Genomic DNA, 16,388 nt, shown 5'->3' with positions numbered 1-16,388 from the left:
TCACCCTCTTCTTTATGTATAAAAAAGTACCGGGGACGGGTCAGACAAAGTCAAGACAGATCGCAGCGCGAAGGTTACTGTATTCGCCCTGCGCCATGAAAACGTGAAGACGCAGTTGACCGGACGCCCACCCGCAGCGATCCGGTATTTTTAGTGTTCAAAAGGCCGTTCAAGTAAAAAGGAAACCCGCAGCGATGGCGTACTACCGCACTCCTCACGACGTGACCGCTCTGCCCGCCTGGCAAGCGTTGAATGATCACCGCCAAGCCATGCAGGATTTCAGCATGCGCGAAGCGTTTAATGCCGATCCGCAGCGCTTTACCCAATTCACCCTCAGTAGCTGCGGTCTGTTTCTCGATTACTCGAAAAACCTGATCAACGCCGAGACCCGCAACCTGCTGGTGGGTCTGGCCAACGAAGTCGACCTCAAAGGCGCTATCAAGTCGCTGTTTGAAGGCGAAATCGTCAACTCGTCCGAAGGTCGCCCTGCCCTGCACACCGCGCTGCGCCGTCCAGTTGGCGACAAGTTGTCGGTCAACGGCGTCAACGTGATGCCGGAAGTCCACAAGGTGCTGAATCAGATCACCGATCTCGTGGGCCGCATCCACGACGGTTTATGGCGTGGTTACACCGAGAAGCCGATCACTGACGTGGTCAACATCGGCATCGGTGGTTCGTTCCTCGGCCCGGAACTGGTGTCCGAAGCACTGCTGTCCTACGCCCAGAAAGGCGTGCGTTGCCATTACCTGGCGAACATCGATGGCAGTGAGTTCCACGAGCTGACCATGAAGCTGCGTGCCGAGACCACGCTGTTCATCGTTTCGTCGAAATCCTTCAACACCCTCGAAACCCTGAAGAACGCCCAGGCAGCGCGCGCCTGGTACCTGGCTCAGGGCGGTTCCGAGGCGGAGCTGTATCGTCACTTCATTGCCGTGTCCAGCAACAACGCGGCAGCGGTGGCTTTCGGTATTCGTGAAGAAAACATCTTTCCGATGTGGGACTGGGTTGGCGGCCGTTACTCGTTGTGGTCGGCCATCGGTCTGCCGATTGCCCTGGCCATCGGCATGTCCAACTTCAAGGAACTGCTGTCCGGTGCCTACACCATGGACCAGCATTTCCAGAGCGCTCCTTTCGAACAGAACATGCCGGTATTGCTGGCGCTGCTCGGCGTCTGGTACGGCAACTTCTGGGGCGCGCAGAGTCACGCGATCCTGCCGTACGATCACTACCTGCGTAACATCACCAAGCATTTGCAACAGCTGGACATGGAATCCAACGGCAAGAGTGTTCGCCAGGATGGCACGCCAGTGTCCACCGAAACGGGCCCGGTCATCTGGGGCGGCGTGGGTTGCAACGGCCAACACGCCTATCACCAGTTGCTGCACCAGGGTACCCAACTGATTCCGGCCGACTTCATCGTGCCGATCGTCAGCTTCAATCCGGTCTCCGACCACCACCAGTGGCTGTACGCCAACTGCCTGTCCCAGAGCCAGGCATTGATGCTGGGCAAAACACTGGCGGAAGCCGAAACCGAGCTGCGTGACAAAGGCATGAGTGAAGAAGAAATTCACACAGTCGCGCCGCACAAGGTGATCCCGGGCAACCGCCCAAGCAACACCATCGTGGTGGAGCGCATCAGCCCACGTCGTCTCGGCGCATTGGTGGCGATGTACGAACACAAAGTCTTCGTGCAAAGCGTGATCTGGGGCATCAACGCCTTCGACCAATGGGGTGTGGAGCTGGGCAAAGAACTCGGCAAAGGCGTCTACAACCGCCTGGTCGGCAGCGAAGAAACTCCGGCTGACGATGCCTCGACCCAAGGCTTGATCAACTATTTCCGCGGTCGTCACCGCGGCTGATCGTAAGCAATGCCTTGTGGGAGCGGGCTGCCCGCTCCCACATTGGTTTGTGTCTGACTTGAACCGATCCACTACTCGGCGCATCTTTATATCTTGTCGCAAAACAAGAATAAGGAACCGTCATGTTCGATATCAGCACGTTCCCCGAAGCCGATGCCGTCCGCCGGGCTGCGAATCTGAGTCAAGACGACTACCAGCGCCTGTACCGCCAATCCATCGAACACCCCAGTACTTTCTGGGCCGAACAAGCCACACGCTTCCTCGATTGGAGCGCCCCCTGGGACACTGTCCAGCGCTACAACCTGAAAACAGGTGAAGCCAGCTGGTTCTCCGGCGGCCAGTTGAACGTCAGCTACAACTGCATCGACCGTCACCTGAAACAACGTGGCGATCAAATTGCGATCATCTGGGAAGGCGACGATCCCGCCGAATCCGCCCAGATCACCTACAAAAAACTCCACCACAACGTCTGCCGCCTGGCCAACGTGCTGAAAAGCCGTGGGGTCAAAAAAGGCGACCGGGTGTGCATCTACATGCCGATGATTCCCGAAGCGGCTTACGCCATGCTCGCTTGCACGCGAATTGGAGCAGTACATTCGGTGGTGTTTGGCGGATTTTCTCCCGACTCCGTCCGCGACCGGATACTCGACGCCGATTGCCGCACGGTCATCACCGCAGATGAAGGCGTGCGTGGCGGCAAATCCGTACCGCTCAAACAGAAGGTCGACCAGGCGCTGAAAAGCTGTCCGGACGTCAGCACCGTTATCGTGGTCGAGCGCACGCAAGGCGAAGTGGACTGGGTCGAAGGCCGGGACATCTGGTATCACCAGGCATTGCGCGATGTCAGCGATGACTGTCCGCCCGAACCGATGGACGCTGAAGATCCGCTGTTCATCCTCTACACCTCCGGCAGCACCGGCAAACCAAAAGGCGTGCTGCACACCACCGGCGGCTACTTGCTGCAAGCGGCGATGACGTTCAAATACGTGCTCGATTACCGTGATAACGAGGTTTTCTGGTGCACGGCCGATGTCGGCTGGGTCACCGGCCACAGTTACATCGTCTACGGCCCCCTCGCCAACGGCGCGACCACGCTGATCTTCGAAGGCGTGCCCAGTTATCCGAGCAGCTCGCGCTTCTGGCAGGTCATCGACAAACACCACGTCAACATCTTCTACACCGCCCCGACAGCCCTGCGTTCGCTGATGCGCGAAGGCCCCGAGCCCTTGAAGGAAACGTCCCGGGCGAGCCTGCGACTTCTCGGCAGCGTCGGCGAGCCGATCAACCCGGAAGCCTGGGACTGGTACTTCAACGTCGTCGGCGAGCAGCGTTGCCCGATCGTCGACACCTGGTGGCAGACCGAAACCGGCGGCATCATGCTTAGCCCCCTGGTCAGCGCCCAGCGCATCAAACCCGGTTGCGCCACCCAACCGATGTTCGGCGTGCAACCGGTGTTACTTGATGAAACGGGCAAGGAAATCAAGGGCGCCGGCAGCGGCGTACTGGCGATCAAGTCCAGCTGGCCGGCGCAGATCCGCAGCGTGTATGGCGACCCTCAACGAATGGTCGACACCTACTTCAAGCCCTACCCCGGGTATTACTTCACCGGTGATGGCGCGCGGCGCGACGAGGATGGCGATTACTGGATCACCGGGCGAATCGACGACGTGATCAACGTCTCCGGGCACCGCATCGGCACTGCGGAAGTGGAAAGCGCGCTGGTTCTGCACGACAGCATCGCCGAGGCCGCTGTGGTCGGTTACCCTCACGACGTAAAAGGTCAGGGCATCTATGCCTTCGTCACGCCCATGAATGGCACCGAGCCCAATGATCAGCTGAAAAAAGAGCTGCTGGACCACGTCAGCAAGGAAATTGGCAGCTTCGCCAAGCCGGATCTTATTCAGTGGGCACCGGCCTTGCCGAAGACCCGATCAGGCAAGATTATGCGGCGAATTCTGCGCAAGATCGCCTGCAATGAGCTCGACACGTTGGGCGACACCTCGACCCTGGCCGATCCAAGTGTGGTTCAGGAGTTGGTTGATAAGCGTCTGAATCAATAACATTGGACTCGCAATGCCCCCCGCAGGAGCTGCCGCAGGCTGCGATCTTTTGATCTTGTTTTTTAGAGAATCAAAATCAAAAGATCGCAGCCTGCGGCAGCTCCTACAGGGGTATTTCAGGTCCGTAATTTTTTCGCCATTGAGTCGCCATGGAATACATCCGCAGTCGCATCGAAACCCAGATCATGAGCCTGACCGGTCTGTCCCTCGGCAAACTTGACCTGGAAAACCCCAAAGGTGATCCCGGCCTGTTCGGTCCCGACTCGGTGAGCTGGCAAGTTCATGGCGACTTCAGCAGCATGCTGATTGGTGGTATCAGCGCGCTGATGTTGCAAGCCTTGCACCCCTTGGCGCTGGCCGGGGTGTGGGACCACTCGAATTTTCGCGAGGACATGCTCGGCCGATTGCGCCGCACCGGCCAGTTCATCTCAGGCACCACCTTCGGCTCACGAAAAGATGCCGACTGGTTGATCGAGAAAGTCCGCACCATTCACCTTCAAGTCACCGGCACCGCGCCTGACGGACGCCCCTACGCTGCCAGCGACCCCGATCTGTTGACCTGGGTTCATGTGGCCGAAGTCAGCAACTTTCTCGCTGCGCACCTGCGGTATCGAAATCCGAACCTGTCCCTGGCGGATCAGGACCGCTATTACGACGAAATCGCTTTGGTCGCCGAACGGTTAGGCGCCCGTGATGTACCTCACTCGCGGCAAGACATTGCCAACTACCTTGAGCGCGTCCGTCCGCAGTTGCTGTGCGATGAGCGCAGTCGCGAGGTGTTGCGGCTGCTCATGAACGCGCCATCCCCCAGCCGGTTGGCCAAGCCGTTCGGCGGGTTGATGATGCAAGCCGGGATCGACCTGCTGCCGGACTGGGCCAGCGACATGCTGGGTGTCCACCAGACCCCGCTGCAACGAAAACTGATCCGCGCCAGTGTCAATCGCAGCGCGCCGATGTTGCGCTGGGCAGTCCGTAACGGTTCGGTTCAACGGGCCAAGCGGCGGATGGGCTTACTGACCTGAGCCGGGTATCCGCCCTCGCCACAGGCAATCCCCTTCCACACAGTGTTAAACTCCCGCGCCAAATTACCTCCTGCAAGGCGCCCAGCATGTCTTCCTTGAATCAGGCGCTGCGCGCCGCCCTCGATCAGCGCCAGGACCTGCTTGCCGAACTGCATCAGCAAGGCACCGATTGCTACCGACTGTTCCATGGCAGCCAGGAAGGCGCTGGCGGTTTGACCATCGACCGTTACGGTCCACAGTTGCTGGTGCAAAGCTTCCACCAAGCGCTGGAACGCGACGCCCTGCTGCAGTTGCATGCCACGATCAATCAACACTTGGGCGTTGAAACGCTGCTGGTCTACAACGACCGCTCCCGTGGCAACTCACGCATTGACCGCGAAGACACGGTTTACCAAGCCGACGAAGCCGCGTTGCAGGACCTGGTCGGTCACGAGTGGGGGCTCAACTACCGGGTCCGCGGTCGTCACGCGGGTCAGGACCCTCTGTTGTTTCTCGACCTGCGCAACACCCGTGGCTGGGTCAAGGCACACAGCAGCAACAAAAGCGTACTCAACCTGTTCGCCTACACCTGTGGTGTCGGCCTCAGTGCTGCGGCCGGTGGCGCGCGCGAAGTGTGCAACCTGGACTTTGCCGAGGGTAACCTGGCAGTCGGTCGCGAGAATGGCCTGCTCAACCCGCAATTGCCGACCATGGAATTCGTCCAGTCCGATTATTTCCCGGCGATCCGCCAACTGGCCGGTCTGCCGATCAGCCAGCGTCGCGGGCAGAAACTACCAAGCTATCAGCGCCTGGAACAACGTCAGCACGACCTGGTGCTGCTTGATCCACCGGCATGGGCGAAGAGCGCGTTCGGCACCGTCGACCTGCTGCGCGACTACCAGAGCCTGCTCAAACCAGCGCTGCTGACCACCGCCGACAACGGCGTGCTGATCTGCTGCAACAACCTGGCGAAAGTCAGCATGGACGACTGGCGCGAGCAGGTACTGCGTTGTGCCGAGAAGGCTGGACGGCCGGTTCGTGAGTGGACCGTGATGAAACCCGGCGCCGATTTCCCGTCGATGGACCAGCAGCCTCCCTTGAAAACGCTGATCCTGCAGCTCTGACATCTGCCGACATTTTCAGACAAATCCCATAAAGCCTGTTCACTTCGGAACCAGAAACGCGTGCCATACTCCAAGGCACTCCGATTCAGACAGATGAAGCCGCACATGCCCAAAGGATTGATTCGCGCTATTGGCGCTTTGTTGACTGCTCTGGCCCTCTACAGCCTGCTGGGGTTTCTGATTTTGCCGGGCATTGTGCTTCGGGTGGCCAACCAGCAACTGGCCAACTACGCCACCGTGCCCGCGCATCTGCAACGCATCGAACTCAACCCGTTCAGCCTTGAAGTGACCCTGTGGGGGCTGACCCTCGGTGAGCCAGGCAAGGAACAAGTCGGTTTCGAACGTCTCTACGCCAATTTGCAGATCGACAGCCTCTGGACCAAGGCACTGCACCTGTCCGATATCGAGCTGGACAAAGCCAAGACCGAAATCCTCTTCAACAAGGAAGGCCAGCTCAATCTGATCGGTCTGTTCAAACTGCCCGCGAGTGAACCGACGCCCGTAGACCCTGACGCCAAACCTTTCCCGATGCGTATCGAGCGCATTAAATTCGCGGATGGTTACGTGCACTTCCAGGATGCGCGGCCCAGCGAACCCATTGAGTTTCTCTACGACAAACTCGATTTCGAACTGAACAACCTCAGCACCCTGCCCGATGACAGCGCCGACATGACTCTGGTCGCGGTCGGGCCAGGAGGCGGTCAAATTGACTGGACGGGCAATTTCAGCCTGATCCCGATTGCGTCCGAAGGTAAGTTGAAAATCACGAACGGCCAGATGAAACTCTTTTGGCCCTACGTTCGCGATGCCTTGCCACTGGTGCTGGAGAACGGCGTTGTAAACCTCAGCACTGACTACAAACTCAACCTGTCCAAGCAAACCGAGCTGCTGTTGAGCAACGTCGCGGTCAGTGTCGCGCCCTTTGCCATCAAAGCCCCGGACGGTCGTCCTCTGGCGAAACTTGAGCGTCTGGATGTCACGGAGACCACCGTCGACCTGGCCAAGCAGCAAGTGGTGGTCGGCAAGATTCGCAGCCAGAAACTGGAAACCTGGGCAGCCCTCGAAGCAGACGGGCAGCTCGACTGGCAAAAACTGTTCGCAAGCCAGCCGTCCAAACCGGCGGCCAAAGTCAAAGCCGACGCCGAACCCGCCAGCACACCCGCCGCTGCCGATTCACCGAAACCTGAACCTGCCGCGCCCGGCAAGCCATGGCAGGTGTTGCTCAAAGACGTGCAACTGCGCAATTACCAGGTGCACCTGGCGGACCGTCAGGCTCAGCCCAACGTAGCGCTGGATGTCGGGCCGCTGAACGTTGATCTGCAGAACTTCGATAGCCTCAACGGCTCGCCTTTCGACCTCAAGCTCGACACTGGCATCGGCAAGCAAGGCAAGCTCACCGCGCAAGGCACCGTCAATCTGGCGCCGGTCAATGCGAAGCTCCAGGTTCAAACCAAAGATATCGACCTGCGTGTCGCCCAGTCCTACATCAACCCCTTTATTCGCCTCGAGCTGCGCAGCGGCATGCTGGGCAGTGACCTGGCTGTCGACCTGAAAAGCACCGAGCCCCTCGCGCTCAGCGTCACCGGTCGGGCTCAGATCGATCAACTGCACACCCTCGATACCCTGAAGACCCGCGACTTTCTAAAGTGGCAACAGGTCGTGGTCGAAGGTCTGAATTATCAGCATGGCGACAGCTTGTCGATCGACAAGGTCAACCTGTTCCAGCCTTACGTACGCTTCATGATCAACGATGACCGCACAACCAACGTCGATGATTTGCTGATCCCGCAACCGGCCGACTCTGGCAGTAAATCCACTGCCGCCAAACCGGCCAGCAAGGACAAACCCCTGGGCATTCACATTGGCGGCATTGCCATCAATGACGGGTCGGCCAACTTCGCCGACTTCAGCCTGACGCCAAACTTTGCCACCGCCATCCAACAGCTCAACGGTGCGATTGGCACCATCGACAGCCGCCAGATGAAACCGGCCACCGTCGACATCAAGGGCAAGGTCGACCGCTATGCGCCAGTGACCATCAAGGGCGCGGTCAACCCGTTCGACCCGATGGCCAGCCTGGACATTGCGACCAGCTTCAAGCGCGTGGAACTGACCACACTGACGCCCTACTCCGGCAAATTTGCCGGTTACCGCATCCGCAAGGGTCGACTTAATCTCGACCTGCATTACCTCATCACCAAAGGCCAGCTCAAAGCCGAAAACAAAGTGGTGGTCGAACAGCTGCAACTGGGCGAAAAAGTCGACAGCCCCGATGCAGTGAGCCTGCCGTTGAAACTGGCGATTGCGCTGCTCAAAGACGTCGACGGCAAGATCTCGATCGAACTGCCGGTCACTGGCGATCTCAACAACCCCCAGTTCAGCGTTATGCCGATCGTCTGGCAAACCCTGCGCAACCTGATCGTGAAAGCGGCTGCTGCCCCCTTCAAATTGATCGGCGGACTGGTCAGCGGTGGTGGCTCGCAGGATCTGGGCACCGTCTCCTTCGCCCCAGGTTCAAGTGACTTGAGCAAGGATGCCGAAGAGGCATTGATCAAACTGTCCCAGGCCCTCAAGGAACGCCCAGCCCTGCGCCTGGAAATTGAAGGGACTGCGGCGGCCAGCAGTGACGGCCCGCTGATCGCCGAGCAACGTCTGGAGCGGGAATACCAATACAACTACTACAAGATGCTCCAGCGTCGCGGCGACAAAGTGCCGGCCCAAGCCTCTCTTCTGGAGGTGCCGGACGGCGAAAAGGGCGCACTGCTGGAAGGGATCTACCGCACACGCCTGAAGACTCAACCTCCTGCCGAGTGGAAGGATCTGGGCAAGGAAGAACGCACCGCGAAAATGCGCGAAGGCGTTATCAAGTTCTGGAGTTCCAGTGACGTGCTGTTACGCCAGCTGGGTCAGGACCGCGCCAGCAGCATCAAGGATTATCTGGTCGACAAGGGGCAACTGGCCGATGACCGCGTTTACTTCGTCGACGCCAACCTTGGCGAAGCGGAAAGCGACGGCCGTGTCATTACGCCGCTGCACCTGGATGCTGAGTGATGATTCGCAAAGTGTTATTCAGCCTGGCGCTGACATTGATTGCGGGGCATGCCTCGGCAGCCAACACCCTACGCTGCGGCAGTCAATTGATCAGTGTCGGGGACCGTTCCAGCGAGGTCTTGCAGAAGTGCGGGGAGCCCGTCGAACGAGACCCGCTGGGCTATAAGCGCAGCGCTAACCGACGGGAAGAATTCCAGGTCGAAGAATGGACTTACGGGCCGAATGGCGGGATGTATCAGTACTTGCGGTTCGAAGGTAACCGCCTGGTGCAGATCACCAGCAAGCGCGGAAGCTGATAAATCCCCTACGCCAGCTGCTACAGGAGCGAGAGCGCACTAAATTTTCAAACTCCCACAATAGAACAGGCCCCGACACGAATGCCGAGGCCTGTAATGGCCACATCCTTGTGGCCTTCGCATGAACTCCAAAGCTGCGACAGACGTATAGCTCGGCCCGTCTATCGCGCCTTCTCCCGGTTCAGGCGAGAAGTCGTGCCGTTTACTCGGCTTTCAGGCCGTCAGCGGAGACCGCTTTGACGCCTTTGATTTTCTTGGCGATAGCCACTGCGGTGGTTTTCTGAGCGTCAGTCACTGCAACAGTGGACGACAGGGAAACAACGCCTTTGTTGGTTTCAACTTTGATGTCGGTACCAGGAATGCCTTTTTCGGTAACCAGGTCAGCTTTGACTTTGGTAGTGATCCAGGTATCGGAAGTAGCTTCTTTGGCTTCGGTCACTTCACCAGCAGCCAGCACCATTGGTGACTGGGTAGCCTGGGTAGTTTGTGCAAATGCGGAACCGGCCATGGTCAGGGTCAGCGCGGTAGCAGCAGCGGCAGTGATAGCGAACTTCTTCATACGAGTAACTCCTGTTTTTCTGGAAAGTCTGCTGCGTGTCTTGTCAGCAGGGTTACTGGGTATATTGCGAACGCTGTGCCAACTTTGAGACACCTGAATATTCGTTATAAATCAACAGCTTAGCAAACAGGCCGATTTTCGGAATCATGCAATTTGCATGAGTTGGAAATAATGGACATGCAAGTTGCGGGTTTTGGCGTGGGCCTAAGGCCATGAATTGTCGGGGGTTTTCTTGATTGACCCGATCGCACCGAATAAAAAGCAAAAAAAACCCTGTATCGCGAGATACAGGGCTTTTGATTACGCTGAAAATGGATCAGCCAGCAGCAGGCGTGCAACCTTTCGGCGCGTAGTCTGCGATAACACTGGTGGCGCATGACCAGCCTTTGGCGGCATCGCGAGTCAACGTCACAGTTGCACCGGTAATAACGGAAGGTGCGCCTTTGATTGTGCAAACGATTCCTGATGCAGGACTCGTAGCAGCGGTGATGGTGCAGTTTTGCGTATCGCCACCCGGGTTGAAGGCAGTCACAGCTGGTGCCGCAGTACCGGAGTTCACCGCGTCTTCATAATTGACCTTGAGCGCCGATACTTCAGCTGCACCAGCAGTCATCTTCGCCCGCGCCTGATATTTCGAATAGGCCGGAATAGCAAACGTCGCCAGAATCCCGATGATCGCCACAACGATCAACAGCTCGATCAGGGTAAAACCTTTTTGGTTATTCATAGACAAGCTCCATGCATGAGTCGGAATCTCATGATCTGAATTTATCCCAGCACAGCGCATGCCAACAGCCGCAACGCCTGCACGCTGGGGGCAAGCGCAAATGATCTGCCTGACGGGCCCTCGTAAACCGCACTATCTGACACTTTTTGTCACTTCACCACGGCTGGTTTGGCTCCGTCCCTTGACTAGGCTATAAGTCATGAACTGTCTGCGTCCGGTATCCCAATGAATGACATCGCTCTTAGCGGCCTGGCCAAGCAATTGGTCCTGGCCGAGCTGCTGACTGACAAAAGCGCGCAACAGGCGTATCAGCAAGCCCAACGCAACCGCATCTCGCTGGTCAGCCATCTGGTGCAGAACAAGCTGGTAAAGAGCCGGCAGGTCGCCGAGATCGCCTCCGAGCATTTCGGCATGGCGCTGTTCGACCTCAATGCCCTCGACAAGGAAGGCCAGCCCAAAGGACTGGTCAGCGAAAAGCTCGTGCGCCAACACCACGTCCTGCCCCTGTGGCGGCGTGGTAACAAGTTGTTCGTTGGGGTCTCCGACCCAACCAACCATCAAGTCATCAATGACATCCAGTTCAGTACCGGGCTGACCACCGAAGCCATTCTGGTAGAGGATGACAAGCTAAGCGACGCCATCGAAAAACTCTTCGACACCCACTCCACCGGCCTGGAAGACATGGCCGACGTTGACCTTGATGGCGTGGACATCGATTCAGCCGATGACAGCAAAGCGGACGCCATCGCTGGACAGGATGCCGATGACGCGCCAGTGGTTCGCTTCGTCCACAAGATGCTGCTCGACGCGATAAAAAGTGGCTCCTCCGACCTGCACTTCGAGCCTTACGAAAAGACCTACCGCGTGCGGATGCGCACCGACGGCATGCTGCGCGAAGTCGCCAAGCCGCCGATTCAACTGGCCGGTCGTATCGCCGCGCGGTTGAAAGTCATGGCCAGCCTCGACATCTCCGAACGACGCCGGCCTCAGGACGGGCGGATCAAAATGCGCCTGTCCAAAAGCAAATCCATCGACTTCCGGGTCAATACCCTGCCCACCCTGTGGGGCGAGAAAGTGGTGATCCGGATCCTCGATCCGTCCAGCGCACAAATGGGCATCGATGCGCTCGGTTACGAACCCGCGCAAAAAGACCTGTACATGGCCGCGCTGAGGCAGCCACAGGGCATGATTCTGGTCACCGGCCCCACGGGTTCCGGCAAGACCGTATCGCTCTACACCGGCCTGAACATTCTCAACACCGTGGACATCAACATCTCCACCGCCGAAGACCCGGTGGAAATCAACATGGAAGGCGTCAACCAGGTCAACGTCAATCCCAAGCAAGGCCTGGATTTTGCCCAGGCCTTGCGCTCATTCTTGCGGCAAGACCCGGACGTGATCATGGTCGGTGAGATCCGCGACCTCGAAACCGCTGAAATAGCCATCAAAGCGGCCCAGACCGGGCATTTGGTGTTATCGACCCTGCACACCAACAGTGCGGCGGAAACCCTCACCCGCCTGCACAACATGGGCGTTCAGGGCTTCAACATTGCGACGTCCGTCAGCCTGATCATCGCTCAGCGCCTGGCGCGCAAATTGTGCGGCCATTGCAAGAAACCCATCGATATTCCGCGCGAAGCATTGCTCAAGGAAGGCTTTCCCGAGGAACGCATCGGCTCGTTCACGATCTTTGAACCGGTCGGATGCGACCTCTGTAACAACGGCTATAAAGGCCGGGTCGGGATTTATGAAGTGGTGAAGAACACGCCGGCGCTTCAACACCTGATCATGGCCGAAGGCAACTCACTGGAAATCGATATTCAGATGCGCAAAGACGGTTTTGATGATCTGCGTACTTCCGGTCTTCAAAAGGCCATGCAAGGCATCACCAGCCTTGAAGAAATCAACCGGGTCACCAAGGACTGAACATGGCGGTCAAAGCAGTAAAAATCAGCGTTTACGCCTGGGAAGGCACCGACAGGAAAGGCACGAAAATGACCGGCGAATTGAGCGGTCAGAATCCGGCGCTGATCAAGGCTCAGTTACGCAAGCAAGGCATCAACCCGGGCAAGGTGCGCAAGAAGTCTGTCTCGATTCTCAACCTGGGCAAACGCATCAAAGCCCAGGACATCGCCCTGTTCACCCGGCAAATGGCGACCATGATGAAAGCCGGCGTGCCGCTGCTGCAATCGTTCGACATCATCGGCGAAGGCTTCGAGAATCCGGCCATGCGCAAACTGGTGGACGAGGTGAAACAGGAAGTCGCGGCGGGTAACAGCTTCGCTGCCGCCTTGCGTAAAAAGCCCCAATACTTCGATGAGCTCTACTGCAACCTGGTGGACGCGGGCGAACAGGCGGGCGCCCTGGATACCCTTCTGGAACGGGTCGCGACCTATAAGGAAAAAAGCGAAGCCCTCAAGGCGAAGATCAAGAAAGCCATGACTTATCCGCTGTTCGTGGTGTTCGTCGCGCTGATTGTGACAGGGATTCTGCTGGTCAAAGTGGTGCCGCAGTTCGAGTCCGTCTTCAAGGGGTTTGGCGCTGAATTGCCCGCCTTTACCGTGATGGTCATCGGCCTCTCGGAGTTCATGCAGGAGTGGTGGTGGATCATACTGGGGCTATTGATCGCAGCAATCTTCGGTGTACGCCATGCGCTTAAAACCTCTCAAGCTTTTCGCGACCGGATGGACACCTGGCTGTTGAAGCTGCCCTTGGTGGGCACCTTGATGTACAAGTCCGCCGTCGCTCGATATGCCCGCACACTGTCGACCACTTTCGCCGCGGGTGTACCACTGGTAGAAGCCTTGGAGTCCGTTGCCGGGGCGACCGGCAATATCGTGTTCAAGCGTGCGGTATTAAGGGTCAAGCAAGATGTTTCGACGGGTATGCAGCTGAACTTCGCCATGCGCACCTCTGGCGTTTTTCCAAACATGGCGATCCAGATGACAGCGATCGGCGAGGAGTCTGGCGCGCTGGACGACATGCTCGACAAGGTGGCGAGCTTCTACGAAGCCGAAATCGACAACATGGTGGATAACCTCACCAGCCTGATGGAACCGTTCATCATGGTGGTGCTGGGGATTATCGTCGGCAGCCTGGTGGTGGCCATGTACCTGCCTATTTTCCAACTCGGCGCAACGATCTGACATGCCCTTGAATGAAATCCTCAACGCGCACCCATTGGCCTTTGTCGCCCTTGCTTTGCTGGTCGGCTTGCTGGTGGGCAGCTTCCTGAATGTGGTGATCTGGCGCCTGCCAAAAATGCTTGAGCGTGACTGGCGCCTGCAAGCTCACGACATACTCGGTCAACCGCTGGATACGCCGCAGCCGACCTACAACCTGATGCTGCCCCACTCCCATTGCCCGCACTGTGATCACAGCATTCGAGCCTGGGAAAACATTCCGCTCATCAGTTACGTGTTTCTGCGGGGACGTTGCTCAAACTGCGCGGCGTCGATCAGCAAGCGCTATCCATTGACCGAGTTGGCCTGCGGTGTTTTGTCGGCGTTTATTGCCTGGCACTTCGGATTCGGCTGGCCGGCTTGCCTAGTGCTGGTGCTGACATGGGGCCTGTTGGCCATGAGTCTCATCGATGCAGAACATCAACTGTTGCCGGATGTGCTGGTGCTGCCGTTGCTGTGGCTGGGATTGATCGTCAACAGTTTCGACCTGTTCGTGCCGCTGCATGAGGCGCTGTGGGGCGCGATCGCCGGCTACCTGGTGTTGTGGTCGGTGTTCTGGCTATTCAAGCTGATCACCGGCAAGGACGGTATGGGCTACGGAGATTTCAAGCTGCTGGCGATGCTCGGCGCCTGGGGCGGTTGGCAAATTCTGCCGCTGACCCTGCTGCTTTCGTCCTTCGTGGGCGCCATCATCGGCGTGACCCTGCTGCGTTTTCGCAATGCCAAAACCTCCACACCGATCCCGTTCGGCCCCTATCTGGCAATTGCCGGCTGGATTGCGTTGCTCTGGGGTGGTCAAATAACCGACTTCTATTGGCAGTTTGTCGGTTTGAAATGAATACCCCTGTGGAAAAACCCTGGATACTCGGCCTCACCGGCGGCATTGGCAGCGGCAAAAGCGCGGCGGCACAGCACTTCATCGATCTTGGGGTGCACGTGGTGGACGCCGACCACGCAGCGCGCTGGGTGGTGGAACCCGGTCGCCCGGCGCTGGCGAAAATCGTCGAGCACTTCGGCCCTGGTGTCTTACAGGCTGACGGGCAGCTGGATCGCGCGGCGTTGCGCAAGCTGATCTTCGAAGTGCCAGAGCAGCGCATGTGGCTTGAAGCGTTGCTGCATCCACTGATCGCGAAGGAAATCGTCGAACACCTGGGCAAGGCACAATCGCCCTACGCGATACTGGTGTCGCCGCTGTTGATCGAATCCGGCCAGTACGCCATGACGCAACGTGTCCTGGTCATCGATGCCCCCGAACAGCTTCAGATCGAACGCACCCTGCAGCGCGACCAGACCAGCGAGCAACAGGTCCAGGCGATCCTCAAGGTTCAATCAAGCCGTCAGGATCGCGTGAGCCATGCCGACGATGTCGTGATCAACGACCGCGACCTCGCCTGGCTGCACAGCGAGGTCGAACGCCTGCATCACTTTTACCTTACTTTGCGTGGAGGCCAGTCATGAGCCAGACCCCAACCGTCAACTGCCCAACTTGCGGCGCTCCTGTCGAATGGAGTGCCACCAGCACCTTCCGGCCCTTCTGTTCGGACCGTTGCAAACTGATCGACCTGGGCGCCTGGGCGTCCGAAGAACACAAGATTCCCGTCAGCCCGGACGCCGAAGATGACCTGTTCAGCGAAGACTTCGAACCCCGTCACTAAGAGAACGACCCAGGCGGAGCTTCAAATCCAAGGGCGAAAGACTTCAATTCAGAATCAGGATTCTGGATCGTCGTCTTTCCAGGGTGCCGACAGGTAGCGAGTACGATTGAAAGTTTCCAGCCACTCGGGGCAGAACACCACCAATGCGCTCACCACCATGCCGTTGATGAACGCCTCGGGAAATATGATCAGCCACAGATAGCCGACAAAATCCTCCAGCCAATACGGCATCGCAAAACGCCCATCGAACCACAGCAGCCAAAGCGCAAGCAGAAGGCACAGCAACGCAGACACCGCCGCCGCAAAGAACCCGGACACGAAGATGTAGACGAAGGGATTACGCGGCTGCGCGCGCTCGACCAGAATGGCGCAGCATTCGGTAATCAGCGCCGGCAGCAAAATCAGCAAGGCGCCATTGACCCCCACGGCAGCAAGGTCCTGACGCCCGAGGAAAACCAGGCCCATTTGCGCCACCAGGCCGCCAATGATTGCCAAAGGCCAATCCAGCAGCAGAGTAACCGCCGTCAGACCGATGAAGTGATAGCTCACGCCAGTGTCGAAATCCCGACGCACCAGCCAAAGCATGAACAGTGCGAACACCGTGCCAAACAGTAAATGCTGACGCCGCCGGTCGGTGAACAATTCGACCCACGGCGCACGCCAGATCGCCCACATCACCACAGGTAAATAAATCAGCCAGCCCACCGTCAGACTTTCCGGTGACAGCAACTCGACGCCGATCATGTGCCTACTCCTTTGAACACCACCGTAGTCTCCTTGGCTGAGTGCAGCTCATATCAGCAGTCTACACCGGCCTAAAAGTCGCTCCACCTGATGCAAAGCTTTCTGCTTGTCGCATTTGAACGCTAAGCTT

At 58.1% G+C, this 16,388-nt stretch carries 14 protein-coding genes; 11 read left to right on the top strand and 3 right to left on the bottom strand.

Annotation, left to right across the window (positions count from 1 at the left end; translation table 11 throughout):
* The first annotated feature begins 194 nt into the window (after nucleotides 1-194).
* From pgi to GBC55_RS12790, 6 genes are all read left to right on the top strand, one after another.
* On the top strand, nucleotides 195-1,859 hold the full coding sequence (pgi, locus tag GBC55_RS12815; RefSeq protein WP_162437818.1) for a glucose-6-phosphate isomerase: 1,665 nt from the start codon (nucleotides 195-197) through the stop codon (nucleotides 1,857-1,859).
* Nucleotides 1,860-1,981: 122 nt separating this feature from the next.
* Nucleotides 1,982-3,919 carry an acetate--CoA ligase gene (acs, locus tag GBC55_RS12810; RefSeq protein WP_162437817.1) on the top strand — a complete coding sequence of 646 codons (1,938 nt, stop codon included), beginning with the start codon at nucleotides 1,982-1,984 and terminating at the stop codon, nucleotides 3,917-3,919.
* 149 nt (nucleotides 3,920-4,068) lie between these two features.
* Nucleotides 4,069-4,941, top strand: coding sequence for an oxygenase MpaB family protein (locus GBC55_RS12805; RefSeq protein ID WP_162437816.1), 873 nt, complete (start codon nucleotides 4,069-4,071; stop codon nucleotides 4,939-4,941).
* A gap of 86 nt (nucleotides 4,942-5,027) precedes the next feature.
* A complete protein-coding gene (locus GBC55_RS12800; RefSeq protein WP_162437815.1) occupies nucleotides 5,028-6,044 on the top strand; it encodes a class I SAM-dependent methyltransferase in 1,017 nt (338 codons plus the stop codon).
* A 93-nt stretch (nucleotides 6,045-6,137) separates the two neighbouring features.
* On the top strand, nucleotides 6,138-9,095 hold the full coding sequence (locus GBC55_RS12795; protein WP_162437814.1) for a DUF748 domain-containing protein: 2,958 nt from the start codon (nucleotides 6,138-6,140) through the stop codon (nucleotides 9,093-9,095).
* Nucleotides 9,095-9,391, top strand: a complete 297-nt coding sequence (locus GBC55_RS12790; protein ID WP_162437813.1) for a DUF2845 domain-containing protein — start codon at nucleotides 9,095-9,097, stop codon at nucleotides 9,389-9,391. Before GBC55_RS12795 ends, GBC55_RS12790 begins: the two co-directional genes overlap by 1 nt.
* Nucleotides 9,392-9,593: 202 nt before the next feature.
* On the opposite strand, the gene GBC55_RS12785 is transcribed toward GBC55_RS12790, so the two are convergent.
* Nucleotides 9,594-9,950, bottom strand: a complete 357-nt coding sequence (locus GBC55_RS12785) for a BON domain-containing protein (RefSeq protein WP_162437812.1) — start codon at nucleotides 9,948-9,950, stop codon at nucleotides 9,594-9,596.
* A 316-nt stretch (nucleotides 9,951-10,266) separates the two neighbouring features.
* Nucleotides 10,267-10,677 (bottom strand): pilin, encoded by a 411-nt coding sequence (locus GBC55_RS12780; RefSeq protein ID WP_162437811.1) that lies wholly within the window; start codon nucleotides 10,675-10,677, stop codon nucleotides 10,267-10,269.
* 225 nt (nucleotides 10,678-10,902) lie between these two features.
* Between GBC55_RS12780 and pilB the strand changes: the two genes are divergently transcribed.
* Genes pilB through yacG form a run of 5 tightly spaced genes read left to right on the top strand, consistent with a single transcriptional unit; the run spans nucleotide 10,903 to nucleotide 15,514 of the window.
* A complete protein-coding gene (gene pilB / locus GBC55_RS12775) occupies nucleotides 10,903-12,603 on the top strand; it encodes a type IV-A pilus assembly ATPase PilB (protein WP_162437810.1) in 1,701 nt (566 codons plus the stop codon).
* Between the two features lie 2 nt (nucleotides 12,604-12,605).
* A complete protein-coding gene (locus tag GBC55_RS12770) occupies nucleotides 12,606-13,823 on the top strand; it encodes a type II secretion system F family protein (protein ID WP_162437809.1) in 1,218 nt (405 codons plus the stop codon).
* A gap of 1 nt (nucleotide 13,824) precedes the next feature.
* Nucleotides 13,825-14,697 carry an A24 family peptidase gene (locus GBC55_RS12765; RefSeq protein WP_162437808.1) on the top strand — a complete coding sequence of 291 codons (873 nt, stop codon included), beginning with the start codon at nucleotides 13,825-13,827 and terminating at the stop codon, nucleotides 14,695-14,697.
* Nucleotides 14,694-15,317, top strand: a complete 624-nt coding sequence (gene coaE / locus GBC55_RS12760; protein WP_162437807.1) for a dephospho-CoA kinase — start codon at nucleotides 14,694-14,696, stop codon at nucleotides 15,315-15,317. Before GBC55_RS12765 ends, coaE begins: the two co-directional genes overlap by 4 nt.
* Nucleotides 15,314-15,514 carry a DNA gyrase inhibitor YacG gene (yacG, locus tag GBC55_RS12755; RefSeq protein WP_123404924.1) on the top strand — a complete coding sequence of 67 codons (201 nt, stop codon included), beginning with the start codon at nucleotides 15,314-15,316 and terminating at the stop codon, nucleotides 15,512-15,514. The genes coaE and yacG overlap by 4 nt, the downstream gene beginning before the upstream one ends.
* A gap of 54 nt (nucleotides 15,515-15,568) precedes the next feature.
* On the opposite strand, the gene GBC55_RS12750 is transcribed toward yacG, so the two are convergent.
* The gene (locus GBC55_RS12750; protein ID WP_162437806.1) at nucleotides 15,569-16,258 is read right to left on the bottom strand and encodes an energy-coupling factor ABC transporter permease; all 690 of its coding nucleotides are present in this window, start codon (nucleotides 16,256-16,258) and stop codon (nucleotides 15,569-15,571) included.
* Nucleotides 16,259-16,388: the final 130 nt, after the last annotated feature.

The sequence above is a fragment of the Pseudomonas sp. TNT3 genome (genome assembly GCF_010095445.2).
Classification (GTDB): domain Bacteria; phylum Pseudomonadota; class Gammaproteobacteria; order Pseudomonadales; family Pseudomonadaceae; genus Aquipseudomonas.
The sequence above is the reverse complement of the archived record's forward strand: the minus strand, read 5'-3'. Positions and strand labels throughout refer to the sequence as shown.